Below are 14,191 nucleotides of genomic sequence, written 5' to 3' on the forward strand. Positions count from 1 at the left end.
CGCCCGGTTCACCGGCCAGTTCGGGAGTCGTACTCCGTGACCGCAGTCCTCAGAATCCTCGCCCGCCGCATCGCCCTGCTCGTCCCGCTGCTGCTCGGCATCGTGCTCTTCGTCTTCCTCGTGATGCGGTTCTCCGACGTCGACCCGGCCTCCGCCTTCTTCCAGGGCGCCAACCCGACCCCCGAGCAACTGCACGAGTTCCGCGAGGAGAACGGGCTCCTCGATCCGCTGCCCGTGCGCTATGTGGCGTTCGTGGGGGATCTGCTCCAGGGCGACATGGGGATCAGCGTCCTCAACCGCTCCCCCGTCCTCGACCAGGTCACCACCGCCCTGCCGCTCACCATGCAGCTGACGTTCCTCGGGCTCGGCATCGCCGTCGTCCTCTCCCTCACCCTCGGCGTGACCGCCGCGATCCACCGCGACCGGCTGCCGGACCAGCTGATCCGCGTGGTCTCCCTGACCGGCGTCGCGGCGCCCGGCTTCTGGCTGGCGCTCCTGATGATCCAGTACCTCGCGGTCGACCTCGGCTGGTTCCCGACCGGCGGCTACATCAACCCCGCCGACTCCCTCACCGGCTGGCTCAAGACCATGACGCTGCCCGCCCTCGCGCTCTCCCTGCCAGTGGCGGCCGGTCTCACCCGCATCATCCGCACCGCCGTCGTCGAGGAGCTGGACAAGGACTACGTCCGTACGGCCATCGGCAGCGGCCTGCCCCCGGTGGTGGTCGTCGGCCGGAACGTCCTGCGCAACGCCCTCATCAACCCGCTCACCGTGCTCGGCCTGCGCGTCGGCTATCTGCTGGGCGGCGCCGTCGTCATCGAGACGATCTTCTCGCTGCCGGGCATGGGCAAACTGATGATCGACGCCGTGAAGAACGGCGACCCGGCCGTCGTCCAGGGCGTCGTCATCACCACCGCCGTCGGCTTCGTCGTCGTCAACCTCGTCATCGACATCCTCCACCTCCTGGTCAACCCGCGCCTGAGGGGGACGAGTTGATGCTGATGTCACGCAAGAGGCTCACGGACAGGCTCGCGGTCCCCGGCCTGCGCCTGCGTTCGCTGCGCAAGCTGCCCGTCCTGTCCCGGATCGCGGTCGCCGTCGTCGGCACCGTCGTCCTGGTCGCGCTCCTCGCGCCGCTCATCGCCCCGCACGACCCGCTCGACCAGCAGCCCCAGGCCGGCGGCACCGGCCACCCCTCCGCCGACCACTGGATGGGCCAGGACAGCCTCGGCCGCGACATCCTCAGCCGGCTGATGTACGGGGCGCGCTGGTCGCTGGCGATCGGGCTCGGCGCGACCCTGCTCGCCCTGATCGTCGGCGCGCTGATCGGCGCGGTCGCCGCGACCTCCCGCAAGGCCGTCGACGAGACGCTGATGCGCTGCCTCGACGTCGTCATGGCGTTCCCCGGCATCGCGCTCGCCGCCGTGCTCGTCGCGGTCTTCGGCGGCGGCATCACCGTACTGATCTGCGCGATCGCCTTCCTCTTCACCCCGCCGATCGCCCGCGTCGTACGGGCCAACGTCCTCGACCAGTACGGCGAGGACTACGTCACCGCCGAACGCGTCGTCGGCGCCCGCACCCCGCACATCCTCATCCGCCACGTCGCCGTGAACTGCGCGGCGCCCATCCTGGTCTTCTGCACCGTGCAGGTCGCCGAGGCCATCGTCTTCGAGGCCTCCCTCTCCTTCATCGGCGCGGGTGTCCGCCCGCCCGACCCCTCGTGGGGCAGTGTCATCGCCGACGGCAAGAACATGGTCCTGATCGGCGGCTGGTGGGCGACGGTCTTCCCCGGACTGCTCATGCTGCTCACGGTCCTCGCCCTGAACATCCTCTCCGAGGGCGTCTCCGACGCGTGGGCGGCGCCCTCCACCCGGGACGTGCCGGGCGCGGCCCGCGACGAGGACCCCCTCGAAGCCCCCGAGCCGGGCACGGGCGAGGTCCTCGGACTCCCCGGCCTCGCCGAGGCCTCGGAACGGCTGCGGGCCCGGGCCCGGCCCCTGCCGTCCGGCGCGCCGGTCCTGGCCGTACGCGACCTGCGCATCGCCTTCCCCGGACGGCACGACGGCGTGGACATCGTCGACGGCATCACCTTCGACGTACGCCCCGGTGAAGTCCTCGGCCTGGTCGGCGAGTCGGGGTGCGGCAAGTCGCTGACGGCCCTGACGGTGATGGGCCTTGAGCCCAAGGGCGCCCGCGTCCGGGGCAGCGTCACCTTCGACGCACAGGAGCTGGTCGGCCTGCCGATGCGCTCCCGGCGCCGACTGCTCGGCCACCACATGGCGATGATCTACCAGGACGCCCTGTCCTCGCTGAACCCGGCGATGACGGTCCGCTCCCAGCTCAAACAGGTCGTACGAAGAGGTGGCCGCCGCACCTCCGTCGAGCTGCTCGAGCTGGTGGGCCTGGACCCGGAGCGGACGCTGCGCAGCTATCCGCACGAGCTGTCCGGCGGCCAGCGCCAGCGCGTGCTGATCGCCATGGCCCTCTCCCGCGACCCGAAGCTGATCATCGCCGACGAGCCGACGACGGCGCTCGACGTCACCGTGCAGGCACAGATCATCCAGCTGCTGCTGAGGCTCCGCGCGGAGCTGGGCTTCGCGCTGATCCTCGTCTCGCACGATCTGGCGCTCGTCGCCGACGTCACCGACAGGGTGGTGGTGATGTACGGCGGTCAGATCGTCGAGACGGGCGTGACCGCCGACCTGGTGGGCGCCCCCTCGCACCACTACACGCGCGGCCTGCTCGGCTCGGTGCTCTCCCTGGAGTCGGCGGCGCAGCGGCTCACGCAGATCAGGGGCGTGGTCCCGTCCCCGGCGGACTTCCCCCCGGGCTGCCGCTTCACGGACCGCTGCCCCATGGCGTCGGAGACGTGCCGGGAGGAGGCCCCGGCGCTGGTGGGCCCGGCAACCCACGAAGCGGCGTGCCACCATCCAGCACCCCGCAGCGAAGCGCCCCGAAGGGGCGCGGGGAACTGCGCGCCCAGCCCCCACGAACCCGCACCCGGGGAGCACACGTGACCACCCCCCTGCTCTGGTTGAACGACGTCCACGTCACACACCGGGCCCGCTCCGGCGGGCTGTTCTCCCGGGACCAAGTCCACGCCCTCACAGGGGCAAACCTGAAGATCGCCCCCGGCGAGACCCTCGGCGTGGTCGGGGAATCCGGCTGCGGCAAGTCCACCCTGGCCAAGACCTTGCTAGGGGTACAGCGCCCCACCAGCGGAACGGTGACCTTCAGAGGCAGGGACCTCTGGACGATGCCCCCCGCCAGAAGGCGGACGGAGATCGGCACCCGCACCGGCATGATCTTCCAGGACCCGTCCACCGCCCTGAACCGCAGGCTGTCGATCAGACAGATCCTCCGCGACCCCCTGGACGTACACAGACGCGGCACACCGGCCGAACGCGACGCCCGTGTCGCGGAGTTGATGGAGCTGGTCGGCCTGCCCAAGGCCCTCGCCGACGGCCTCCCGGGCCAACTGTCCGGCGGACAACGCCAACGCGTCGCGATCGCCCGCGCACTGGCCCTCGAACCGGACCTGGTCGTCGCCGACGAGCCGACCAGCGCGCTCGACGTGTCCGTGCGTGCCCAGATCCTCAACCTCCTCCTGGACCTCAAGGAACGCCTCGGCCTCGCCCTGGTCTTCGTCTCGCACGACATCCAGACCGTCCGCAGGATGAGCGACCGCGTCCTCACCATGTACCTGGGGCGGATCGTGGAGGAGGCACCGGCCGCCGAGATCCTGGACCGCGCCCGGCACCCGTACACGCGCGCCCTGTTCTCCGCCACGCCGGGCCTGCTCGACCCCATCGACCCGATCCCGCTGGCCGGGCCGGTGCCGTCGGCGACCCGGCCGCCGAGCGGCTGTCCGTTCCGCACGCGCTGCTGGAAGGCGGACGACGTGTGCGCCGAGGCGATGCCGGACGTCGAGCCGTCGGGCACCGGACATCTGTTCCGTTGCCACCATCCCGTGAACGAAGGAGAGTCGACCCACGAGCTGGCCACGCAGGCCGCCGTCCAGGCCGCCACCCAGGCTGCCGACACGGCCCGAACCCCGGCCGCCGCCACGGCCGCACACCCGAGGGAGCGCCCATGACCCTGCCCACCCCGCTGACCGGTGTCGTACCGCCCGTCTGCACCCCCCTGACACCGGACCGCGAGGTGGACACCGCCTCCCTCGTCCGGCTCGTCGACCACTTGATCGACGGTGGCGTGGACGGCCTCTTCGTGCTCGGCTCCACCTCGGAGGTGGCGTATCTGACGGACCGGCAGCGGGCGCTCGTCGTCGATACGGTCGTACGTCACGTGGGCGGCCGGCTGCCCGTGCTCGCGGGGGCGATCGACATGACCACGCCCCGCGTCCTGTGCCATGTGCGGGCGCTCACCGACGCGGGCGCGGACGCGATCGTCGTCACCGCGCCCTTCTACACGCGCACCCACCCGGCCGAGATCGCCCGCCACTTCCGGCTGGTCGCGAGCGGAACGGCGCTGCCGGTCCTCGCGTACGACATGCCGGTGTCGGTGCACTCGAAACTGAGCGCGGAGCTGGTGCTCGAACTGGCCGCGGAGGGCGTGCTCGCGGGCCTGAAGGACTCCAGCGGCGCCGAGGGAGCCTTCCGGAGCGTGCTCCTCGGCAGGCGGTCGGTACCGGTACCGGCGCCCTTCAGCGTGCTGACCGGTTCGGAGGTGACGGTCGACGCGGCGCTCGCGATGGGCGCGGACGGAGTCGTGCCGGGCCTCGGCAACGTCGACCCCGCCGGGTACGTACGCCTCTACGCCGCCTGCCGGGAGGGCGACTGGGAGCGTGCGCGGGCCGAGCAGGAGCGGCTGTGCGGCCTGTTCGGGATGGTGACGGCGGGCGACCCGGCCCGGATGGGCGGCAGCTCGTCGGCGCTGGGCGCCTTCAAGGCGGCGCTGCACCTGCGCGGCGTGATCGCCTGCCCGGCAACGGCGGAACCACAGATTCCGCTGTCCACGAGGGAGACGGAGACGGTGGGCAAGCATCTGGCGGCGGCGGGGTTGCTCTGAGTGGCCCAGGGCCTGTCCGACGGATCATGCCGCGGGACGGTCGGCAAATGGCGCGACAAGTCCTTTGCCCTGGTGCAGAGTTGGCGCATGTTGGATCACATAGCCATTCAGGTGAGCGACATCGCGGCCAGTGCTGCTTTCTACGACGCCGCGCTCGGTCCGCTCGGCGGTGCACGGAAGAAGCAGTTCGGCGAAAACATCAGCTTCGGCGTCACGGGCCACCCGCTCTGGCTGGTCCCCGCGACCGACGCCACACCTTCGCGGGAACTGCACATCGCCTTCGTCGCGGACGACCGAGCCTCCGTGGACGCCTTCTACGCAGCCGCTCTCGCGGCAGGTGCCGAGGGCCTGCACGCGCCCCGACTCTGGCCGGAGTATCACGAGTCCTACTACGGGGCATTTGTTCGCGATCCCGACGGGAACAACGTCGAGGCCGTCTGCCATCTGCCCTGAAGCCTGCTTCAGGAGCCACCCAAAGTATCCATCGGACAGGCCCAGGCCCTGGGCCCCTCACGCCCCCGGCGCCACCAGTCCCGACTCGTACGCCACGATGACCAGTTGGGCGCGGTCCCGCGCGCCCAGCTTGCCCATGATGCGGCTCACATGCGTCTTCGCGGTGAGCGGGCTCAGGCCCAGGGTCTCGGCGATCTCCGTGTTGTTCAGGCCCCGCGCCACCAGCGCGAGGACCTGCCGTTCGCGGTCCGAGAGGCCCTCGGGGCCGCCGACCGCCGTCAGCCCGGGGGTGTCCGGCGCGCGCAGCACCCGGGCGATGAGCCGCGAGGTGGGCCCCGGCGAGAGCAGGGACTCCCCGGCGGCGACCGTGCGGATGGCCTCAAGGAGTTCGGCGGGCCTGGTGTCCTTGACCAGGAAGCCGGACGCGCCCGCCCGCAACGCGTCCACGACGTGCTCGTCCGTGTCGTACGTCGTCAGCATCAGCACCTTCACGCCCGCCAGATCCTCGTCCGCCGCGAGGAGCCGCGTCGCCTCGATGCCGTCGAGGTCGGGCATGCGGATGTCCATGACGACGAGGTCGGCCCGCTCGGAGCGGGCGAGTTCGACCGCCGAGCGGCCCGTGCCCGCCTGGCCCACGACCTCCATGTCGGGCGCCGAGTCGACGAGCATCGCGAACGCCGCGCGCACCAGCGTCTGATCGTCGGCGAGCAGCACGCGGATCGGCGGCACAGGGCTCGTCATGTCAGGCCTCCCAGGGACGCGGGCGCGAGGGGCAGCACCGCGGAGACCATGAAACCGCCCCCGGGCCGCGGCCCCGCCTCCAGGGTGCCCCCGACGGTACGGGCCCGCTCCCGCATCCCGACAAGTCCGTAACCCGGGGTGCCGCCGGGTTCCGCCACGCCCGCGCCGTCGTCGGCCACCGTGACGTTCAGCGCGGCGTCCTCGGCGCGTATGTCCACTCGCACGGTGGGGCCGGGGCCCGCGTGCCGCACCGCGTTGGTGAGCGCCTCCTGCACGATGCGGTAGGCGGCCGCGCCCACGGCCGGCGGCGCCTGGCAGCTCTCCACGTTCAGCTCGACGCGGGCCCCCGAGGTGCGGGCCGCCTCGACCAGGTCGGGCAGCGAGCCGAGGCCGGGCAGCGGTCCCCTGGCCTCGTCACCGCCCTCGTCCTCCGTACCGGATCTGAGCACCTCCAGCGTGGCGCGCAGTTCACCGCGGGCGGTGCGGCAGGTCTCGGCGACGTCGTCCAGCGCCTTGGCGACGGCCGCGCGGTCCAGGCGGTCCGGGTCGGCGGCCAGGACGTGCGCGGCGACGGACGTCTGGACGCCGACCAGGGTGATGCTGTGCGCGAGCAGGTCGTGCAGATCGCGGGCGACCCGCAGCCGCTCCTCGGCGACCCGGCGCCGCGCCTCCTCCTCCCGCGTGCGCTCGGCCCGCTCGGCGCGTTCGACGACGGAGGCGACGTACTGGCGGTGGATGCGGACGTACACGCCGAGCAGCAGGAAGGAGATGATCCAGCCGGTGATGCGCAGGGACTCGGCGCCCTCGGCCAGGCCCTCGGAGAACTTGACGCTCAGCATGATGCCGATGACCCCGGCGCCGATGAGCACGGTGTTCCGTGGCCGGGTCCGGGAGGCCACGGTGAACAGGGCGGCCATCGAGACGGCCATGGGCGCGGTGTGGTTGGCGTCGAGGGAGTGGTAGGTCAGCAGGATCGCCATCAGGACGACCATGACGCGCATCGGGGCGCGGCGCCGCCACACGATGGTGATGTGCGCGGCGAGCAGCAGCGCCCATCCGAGCACGCCCGGCGGATCGCCGTTGTCCCGCACGACCCGCACGACGACGACCGCGCTCACCGCCATGGTCAGCGCGAACAGCACGTCGGTGCGCAGCCGTTCGCCGGGGGTGGCGGGGCCCAGGACGCGTTCGATGAGGTTGCGGGGTGCGGTGCCCGGCGCCGGGCCCGGACCGCTGGCGGGTGATTCCACCAGCCCATCTTCGGCCAGGAGGCCGCCCTTCGGGGAGGGTTCGGGTAGGCGGGCGCCCCTCCGCTGCCGGAGGGGCGCCCGGAAGGACGGGCTCAAGGCGAGGGCACCCGGACGCGTTCGGCCTCCGGCGCCGGGGGCGCCGTCGCCCGGGGCCTGGACAGCGGGCCGGGCCACCACACCTTGCGGCCGAGCGCCACGCTCGCGCTCGTCACCAGGTACGTACGCACCAGGAAGGTGTCGAGGAGCACGCCGACGGCGATGACGAAGCCCAGCTCGACGAGTTGGACGAGCGGCATGTTGGTCAGCACGGCGAACGTCGCGGCGAGCACGAGGCCCGCGGAGGCGATGACGCCGCCGGTGGTGCGCAGCGCGGTGAGCGCGGCCGGGCCCGGCTCGGAGCCGTTCAGGCACTCCTCCCGCATCCGGTGCATCAGGAAGATGCCGTAGTCGACGCCGAGGGCGACGAGGAAGACGAAGGAGAGCAGGCCGAGCCCCGGATCGGTGCCCTCGAACCCGAAGAGCGGTTCGAAGACGAGCCCGGCGATGCCCAGCGAGGCGCCCCATACGGCGACGACCGCGCCGAGCAGCAGCAGCGGCGCGACGAGGCTGCGCAGCAGGGCGACGAGGACCAGCAGTACGGCCGCGAGGACGAGTGGCACGACGACGGCCCGGTCCCGGGAGTTGCTCTCCTTCAGGTCGAGCTGCTGGGCGCTCGCCCCGCCGACGTACGCCCCGTCGAGCCCGTCCCGCAGCGCCTTGATCGTGGCGGTCTCCCCCGGGGACTCGGGCGGGGCCGACGCGTTCACGGAGATCTCGGTCCAGCCCTTGGCGGTACGTCCCTTCTGCGCGCGGTCGACGCCCTTGGTGCCGCGGATCTCGGCGAGGGCGGCGGTGGCGTCGTCGGCCCGGGTCATGACGGTGATCGGCTGGGCGCTGCCCTCGGGGTAGGCGGCGGCGAGGGTCTCCATGGCGGCCACGGAATCGGGGGTCTTGGTGAAGGAGTCCTCCTGCTTGAGCGAGCCGGGGAGGCTGAAGGCGCCGAGGGCGAGCGCCCCGAGGAGCACGCCGCCACCGGCGAGGACGGCGAGCGGCCTGCGCCCGGCGGAGCCGCCCATCGCGGCGAAGAGGGAGCGCCGCTGCTTAGGCGTGCTGCCGTAGGCGGGGACGAGCGGCCAGAACACCCGCCGCCCGAGGAGCACGAGGATCGCGGGGAGCAGGGTCAGCATCGCCGCGAGCGCGCAGAGCACGCCGACGGTGCCGAGCGGGCCCATGCCCCGGCTGCTGTTGAGGTCGGCGGCGAGCAGGCAGAGCAGTCCGGCGGCGACGGTTCCGGAGGAGGCGAGGACGGCGGGCCCGCAGCCGCGCAGGGCGGCGACCATGGCGTCGTAGGGCTGTTCGATCCTGCGCAGCTCCTCGCGGTAGCGGGCGACGAGCAGGAGGGCGTAGTCGGTACCGGCGCCGAAGACGAGGATGGTCATGATGCCGGAGCTCTGCCCGGTGATGGCCGTCCCGAAGGCCTGGTGGAGTCCGTAGGCGACGGCCATCGCGAAGTAGTCGGCGATGCCCGCGACGGCGAGCGGCACGAGCCACAGGAACGGGCTGCGGTAGATGAGGATGAGCAGCAGCGCGACGACGGCGGCGGTGGTGTAGAGCAGGGGGCCGCCGAGCGAGTTGTAGACCTCGCTCGCGTCGGTGTCGAACGCCCCGCCTCCCCCGACGTCGACGCTCAGTCCGCCCTCGCCCCGGGCGATGTCGCGCACGTCCCCGACGAGGGCGTCCCGCTTCTCCTCGTCCTGCCCGGGTTCGGTGCTGGCGATCGGGTACATCAGGGTGGTGCCGTCCTCGGAGGGCACGCCCTTGGGCTCCGCGACGAGCCGGTGCGCGTCGGCGACCTCGGCGATCTGCTCGGCGGCGGTCTTCCGGTCGGCGGCGCTGAGTCCGCCGTCCCGGTGGTAGACGAGCACCAGTTCGGTGGCTTCACCGCCCGGCAGCTGGTCCTGGATGCGGGCGACCTCGGTCGAGTCGGCGCTCGCGGGGAGGTAGTCGACGGGCCGGTCCTTCTGGACGTCGGCGAGGCGGGACGCGAACGGCGAGGCGAGCGCGAGCACGGCGATCCAGAGCCCCAGGAAGACCCAGGGAACGGCGCGTCGTCGCCGTCGTGACGCGGCGGTGGTCGGTGCGGCCCCCATGACGGGCCTCCTTCGGCAGGGGTGACATCTACGGGGTCAACCCTTCCGGGGAGCGGGCCTGGAGCCGTCGAGCAGGAGACCGAGTTGGGCGGTACGGCCCGGGGAGGCCGGGGGCGGGGATTACTCCCCACGGAGTACGAGCCGGGCCCCTTGGGGCGCGTCCGGGAGCCCGCGCCCCTCAGGAAGGCGTCCGCGCCGCCGCCAGCAGCCGTGTCACATCCTCCGAGCAGATGGTGAGCGCGCAGCCCGCCGTGGCGAGGACGTCGCGCTCGGCGGGGGTGTAGGGCCCGTCGGCCAGGGCGATCCGCGCGCCCTGGAGGAGCAGCGCCTCGCGGCCCGCGGGGGCGAGGTGGGGGGCCAGGGGGCCGAGCGCCTCGTGGAGTTCGATGGCGAGGCCGGGCCCGCAGTCGGGCTCGGTGACGCGGCCGGTGTCGGCGGCGAGCGCGTCGACGAGGGCGACGAGCCGCTCCTCGGTGCAGTCGTCGTGGCCCGCTCCCCGCAACGTGCCGACGGCCGTGTCGAGGGTGGCGCGCGAGCAGGCGCCGCCAGTGGAGAGGACGGCGAGGACCACGGTGTGGACGGCGTCGCGCAGCATCGCGGAGAGCCGGGTGGTGGTGGGGTGGTCGAGGACGTCGGGATCGAAGAGGTCCTGGCAGGCGGCGCACTGGACGACGGGCCCCGCGGCGCCGCGCGGCACGACGGGCAGGCCGAGCAGGACGAAGCGGCGCCGGCCGGTGAGCCGCTGGTAGTTGCGGTCGCCGCCGCAGGCCGGGCAGAAGAACTCGCCGTCACCGACGGCGTCCCAGGCGGTGTGCACGCCGATCATCCGCTTGCACAGGGCCCGTCCGCGCGAGACGGGTCTGGCGGAAATGCGGGCTTGTCGGCCGTTTCGTCCATGATCTGGCAGCACCACGCACCTCCGTAACTCCCCGGCTGCATTGCCGTGTTGGCGTGATGTTAGCCACATCGGTGATGCGGCGTCAGCACCTCGCACAGGAGAGCGAGCCGGAGGTGGCCGGGAGATGACGCGGCCCCGCCCGCCGGAGAGGCGGACGGGGCCGGAGAAGGCAGGGGTGGGGGTCAGCGCGCCGCGCGGTTGACGGCCGACACGACGGCCTTCAGCGAGGCACGCGTGGTGTTCGCGTCGATGCCGATGCCCCACAGCACCTTGTCGCCGATCGCGCACTCGATGTACGAGGCGGCCTGCGCGGACGCGCCCTCGCTCATCGTGTGCTCCTGGTAGTCCAGCAGGCGTACGTCGATGCCGATGCCCTGCAGCGCGTCGAAGAACGCGGAGATCGGGCCGTTGCCGGAACCGGTCAGGACGGTGTCCGTGCCGTCCAGCGTGGCCTCGACGGTGAGGGTGTCGACGCCGTCCATGTCGGTCGTCGTCTGGCCGTTCTTGACCTGAATCCGACCCCACGGGTTACCGGGGTTGGGCAGGTACTCGTCCTGGAAGACGCTCCAGATCGCACCCGGGGTGACCTCGCCGCCCTCGGCGTCGGTCTTCGCCTGGATGATCCGGGAGAACTCGATCTGCATGCGGCGGGGCAGGTCCAGCTTGTGGTCGTTCTTCAGGACATAGGCGACACCGCCCTTGCCGGACTGGGAGTTGACGCGGATGACGGCCTCGTAGGAACGGCCGACGTCCTTGGGGTCGATGGGCAGGTACGGCACGGCCCACTCGATGTCGTCGACCGTCTTGCCCGCCGCCGCGGCGCGGGTCTCCAGCGCGTCGAAGCCCTTCTTGATGGCGTCCTGGTGGGAGCCGGAGAAGGCGGTGTAGACCAGGTCGCCCGCGTAGGGGTGGCGGGGGTGGACCTCCATCTGCGTGCAGTACTCGTACACGCGGCGGACCTCGTCGATGTCCGAGAAGTCGATCTGCGGGTCGACGCCCTGGGAGAAGAGGTTCATGCCCAGCGTGACCAGGTCGACGTTGCCGGTGCGCTCGCCCTGGCCGAACAGGCAGCCCTCGACGCGGTCGCCGCCGGCCATGACGGCCAGCTCGGCGGCGGCGACGGCGGTGCCGCGGTCGTTGTGCGGGTGGATGGACAGGCAGACGTATTCGCGCCGCGAGAGGTTGCGCGACATCCACTCGAAGCGGTCCGCGTGGGTGGAGGGCGTGGAGCGCTCGACCGTGGCGGGCAGGTTCAGGATGATCTCGCGCTCGGCGTCGGGCTGCCAGACGTCCATGACGCCTTCGCAGACCTCCAGGGCGAAGTCCAGCTCGGTGTCGGTGAAGATCTCGGGGCTGTACTGGTATCCGAACGTCGTACGGTCGTCCAGCAGCTTGTCGGCGTACTCCATGACCAGCCGGGTGCCGTCGACGGCGATCTGCTTGACCGCCTCGCGCGAGCCGCGGAAGACCACGTCGCGCCAGACGGGCGCGGTCGCGTTGTACAGGTGGACGGTCGCGCGGCGGGCGCCCTTCAGGGACTCCACGGTGCGCTCGATCAGCTCTTCGCGGGCCTGGGTCAGGACGGAGATCGTCACGTCCTCGGGGATCGCGTCCTCGTCCTCGACGATCGAGCGCACGAAGTCGAAGTCGGTCTGGCCGGAGGAGGGGAAGCCGACCTCGATCTCCTTGTAGCCCATGCGTACCAGCAGGTCGAACATGGCGCGCTTGCGCGCCGGTGACATGGGGTCGATCAGCGCTTGGTTGCCGTCGCGCAGGTCCGTGGAGAGCCAGCGGGGGGCGACGGTGATCCGGTTGTCGGGCCAGGTGCGGTCCGGGATGCCGACCTGCTCGTACTGGCCGTACTTGTGGATCGGCATGGACGTGGGGCGCTGGAAGTTCGGCATGTGCGGGGCTCCTCGGAAGTGTCCTGAAGGACGGCCGACGGTCTTAGCGCAACGCCGAACTCCGCGGGGAGGGGGTCGGCCTCGACTACAGGCCCTCGCCGCGGCAGCTAAGGAGAAGCAGCCCGAATCGCATGATGTGCCGCAGCCTAGCCGAGCCGCGCTCTGTGCGCGGGCCCGTATCAGTATGCGGGACCGTGGCGAGATAAACGCGTAGAGGTGATCAATCCCTCTATTTCAGCAATCATGGTGGCAGGTAGTGACAGCGGCATGACCCAGTGCCACATTGCCGCCATGACCGCCAACCTGACCGGCTTCGAGCCTGTCTTCTGCACCATCGTGCCGCCCCACGTCCTGGACACCCTCGCGCAGAGCCAGGACCCGACGCTCGCCGCCCCGGCCCGCCGCACCCTGGAGCGGGACTCCATCGAGCGCACCCACCGCCGTCTGACCACCGTCATCGGCGCGCCCGGCGTGGCCCTGCCCAAGGGCGCCGCGGCGGACAAGCCGCACCGCACGATCTACGACGCCAAGCAGCGCACGCAGCTGCCGGGCCGCAAAGTGCGCGGCGAGGGCGACGAGCCCGGCAAGGACGCCACCGTCAACCGCGCGTACGCGGGCCTCGGCGCCACCTTCGAGCTGTTCCAGAAGGCGTACGAGCGCAACTCCATCGACGGCAACGGCCTGCCGCTCGACGCGACCGTCCACTACGGCGAGGACTACGGAAACGCCTTCTGGAACGGCGAGCAGATGGTCTTCGGCGACGGCGACGGCGAGATCTTCCTCGACTTCACCATCCCCGTGGACGTCATCGGCCACGAGCTGACCCACGGCGTCGTGCAGTACACGGCGAACCTCACCTACTTCGGCCAGCCCGGCGCCCTGAACGAGTCGATGGCGGACGTCTTCGGCTCGATCATCAAGCAGTACACGCTCGGCCAGAGCGCCCACGAGGCCGACTGGCTGATCGGCGCGGGCCTGCTCGCCCCGCGCGTCTCCGGCAAGGCCCTGCGCTCCATGAAGGAGCCCGGTACGGCGTACGACGACGACGTGCTCGGCAAGGACCCGCAGCCCGCCGACATGGACCACTACGTGCGCACGGGCCGGGACAACGGCGGCGTGCACATCAACTCCGGCATCCCCAACCGCGCGTTCTACCTGGTCGCCGACGCGCTCGGCGGCCACTCGTGGGAGCGGGCCGGCCAGATCTGGTACGCCGTCCTGACCGGCGGCGAGCTGGCGCAGGACGCCTCCTTCGAGGACTTCGCGAAGCTGACGGTGGCCGCGGCCCGCCAGAAGTACGGCGACGGGGAGGAGCTGAAGGCCGTCACCGACGCGTGGGCCACGGTCAAGGTGCCGGTACCCAAGGCCGCCGCCAACGGCTGACGGCGCGCTACCGGCCGCCCGCGCGGTGGAGTAGACAGGAGCCATGCGTATCCAGGTGAAGCGCACGGGCGGGTTCGCGGGCATCGACCGGCACGCCGAGGTGGACACCTCGACGCTGGCCGATGCCCCCGAATGGCACGCGCTGGCCGAACAGGCCTTGGCCGACGGCCGCGGCACCCCACCCATCGGGGTGCCGGACGGCTTCAACTACCAGCTGACGGTGGACGGGTGCACGGTGTACTGCTCCGACCCGCGGCTGACCGAGCCACAGCGGAAGCTGATCTCGCGGGTGCTGAAGGAGGGCTCGTAGGCCACACGCACGCCAGGAGGCCGTGAGGGACGCGA

Annotated in this window: 12 protein-coding genes; 7 read left to right on the forward strand and 5 right to left on the reverse strand. The window is 71.8% G+C overall.

The features are described from left to right. Positions 1-36: 36 nt before the first annotated feature. Genes DMA15_RS11600 through DMA15_RS11620 form a run of 5 tightly spaced genes read left to right on the forward strand, consistent with a single transcriptional unit; the run spans position 37 to position 5,481 of the window. Complete coding sequence (locus DMA15_RS11600) at positions 37-996, forward strand: ABC transporter permease (protein ID WP_125512691.1); 960 nt, start codon at positions 37-39, stop codon at positions 994-996. Beyond that, the gene (locus DMA15_RS11605; protein ID WP_125512692.1) at positions 996-3,017 is read left to right on the forward strand and encodes a dipeptide/oligopeptide/nickel ABC transporter permease/ATP-binding protein; all 2,022 of its coding nucleotides are present in this window, start codon (positions 996-998) and stop codon (positions 3,015-3,017) included. The genes DMA15_RS11600 and DMA15_RS11605 overlap by 1 nt, the downstream gene beginning before the upstream one ends. After that, on the forward strand, positions 3,014-4,096 hold the full coding sequence (locus DMA15_RS11610) for an ABC transporter ATP-binding protein (protein WP_125512693.1): 1,083 nt from the start codon (positions 3,014-3,016) through the stop codon (positions 4,094-4,096). Before DMA15_RS11605 ends, DMA15_RS11610 begins: the two co-directional genes overlap by 4 nt. Beyond that, on the forward strand, positions 4,093-5,028 hold the full coding sequence (locus DMA15_RS11615) for a dihydrodipicolinate synthase family protein (RefSeq protein WP_125512694.1): 936 nt from the start codon (positions 4,093-4,095) through the stop codon (positions 5,026-5,028). Before DMA15_RS11610 ends, DMA15_RS11615 begins: the two co-directional genes overlap by 4 nt. Continuing rightward, positions 5,029-5,481 (forward strand): VOC family protein, encoded by a 453-nt coding sequence (locus tag DMA15_RS11620; RefSeq protein WP_240659757.1) that lies wholly within the window; start codon positions 5,029-5,031, stop codon positions 5,479-5,481. A gap of 57 nt (positions 5,482-5,538) precedes the next feature. Here the strand turns inward: DMA15_RS11620 and DMA15_RS11625 are convergent, their stop codons facing one another. The 5 genes from DMA15_RS11625 to leuA all read right to left on the reverse strand — a co-directional run bounded on the left by DMA15_RS11625 (position 5,539) and on the right by leuA (position 12,463). Then, positions 5,539-6,222 carry a response regulator transcription factor gene (locus DMA15_RS11625; protein WP_206302708.1) on the reverse strand — a complete coding sequence of 228 codons (684 nt, stop codon included), beginning with the start codon at positions 6,220-6,222 and terminating at the stop codon, positions 5,539-5,541. Next, positions 6,219-7,472, reverse strand: a complete 1,254-nt coding sequence (locus DMA15_RS11630; RefSeq protein WP_240659758.1) for a sensor histidine kinase — start codon at positions 7,470-7,472, stop codon at positions 6,219-6,221. Before DMA15_RS11630 ends, DMA15_RS11625 begins: the two co-directional genes overlap by 4 nt. Positions 7,473-7,564: 92 nt before the next feature. Continuing rightward, positions 7,565-9,661 carry an MMPL family transporter gene (locus DMA15_RS11635; RefSeq protein ID WP_125512695.1) on the reverse strand — a complete coding sequence of 699 codons (2,097 nt, stop codon included), beginning with the start codon at positions 9,659-9,661 and terminating at the stop codon, positions 7,565-7,567. A gap of 178 nt (positions 9,662-9,839) precedes the next feature. After that, complete coding sequence (locus DMA15_RS11640) at positions 9,840-10,571, reverse strand: TerB family tellurite resistance protein (RefSeq protein ID WP_240659759.1); 732 nt, start codon at positions 10,569-10,571, stop codon at positions 9,840-9,842. Between the two features lie 170 nt (positions 10,572-10,741). Beyond that, a complete protein-coding gene (leuA, locus tag DMA15_RS11645) occupies positions 10,742-12,463 on the reverse strand; it encodes a 2-isopropylmalate synthase (RefSeq protein ID WP_125512697.1) in 1,722 nt (573 codons plus the stop codon). 291 nt (positions 12,464-12,754) lie between these two features. Between leuA and DMA15_RS11650 the strand changes: the two genes are divergently transcribed. Together DMA15_RS11650 and DMA15_RS11655 are read left to right on the forward strand one after the other, a co-directional pair. Further along, positions 12,755-13,846, forward strand: a complete 1,092-nt coding sequence (locus tag DMA15_RS11650) for a M4 family metallopeptidase (RefSeq protein WP_125512698.1) — start codon at positions 12,755-12,757, stop codon at positions 13,844-13,846. A 43-nt stretch (positions 13,847-13,889) separates the two neighbouring features. Next, positions 13,890-14,156, forward strand: coding sequence for a protealysin inhibitor emfourin (locus DMA15_RS11655; RefSeq protein ID WP_125512699.1), 267 nt, complete (start codon positions 13,890-13,892; stop codon positions 14,154-14,156). Positions 14,157-14,191 lie beyond the last annotated feature (35 nt).

The organism is Streptomyces sp. WAC 01529, from assembly GCF_003945545.1.
Lineage (GTDB): Bacteria > Actinomycetota > Actinomycetes > Streptomycetales > Streptomycetaceae > Streptomyces > Streptomyces anatolicus.

What these genes read in the sequence shown, in the direction of transcription:
- leuA (WP_125512697.1), bottom strand. Translation starts at nt 12,463, where the DNA reads ATGCCGAACTTCCAGCGCCCCACGTCCATGCCGATCCACAAGTACGGC.
- DMA15_RS11655 (WP_125512699.1), top strand. Translation starts at nt 13,890, where the DNA reads ATGCGTATCCAGGTGAAGCGCACGGGCGGGTTCGCGGGCATCGACCGG.
- DMA15_RS11650 (WP_125512698.1), top strand. Translation starts at nt 12,755, where the DNA reads ATGACCGCCAACCTGACCGGCTTCGAGCCTGTCTTCTGCACCATCGTG.
- DMA15_RS11605 (WP_125512692.1), top strand. Translation starts at nt 996, where the DNA reads ATGCTGATGTCACGCAAGAGGCTCACGGACAGGCTCGCGGTCCCCGGC.
- DMA15_RS11615 (WP_125512694.1), top strand. Translation starts at nt 4,093, where the DNA reads ATGACCCTGCCCACCCCGCTGACCGGTGTCGTACCGCCCGTCTGCACC.
- DMA15_RS11625 (WP_206302708.1), bottom strand. Translation starts at nt 6,222, where the DNA reads ATGACGAGCCCTGTGCCGCCGATCCGCGTGCTGCTCGCCGACGATCAG.
- DMA15_RS11635 (WP_125512695.1), bottom strand. Translation starts at nt 9,661, where the DNA reads ATGGGGGCCGCACCGACCACCGCCGCGTCACGACGGCGACGACGCGCC.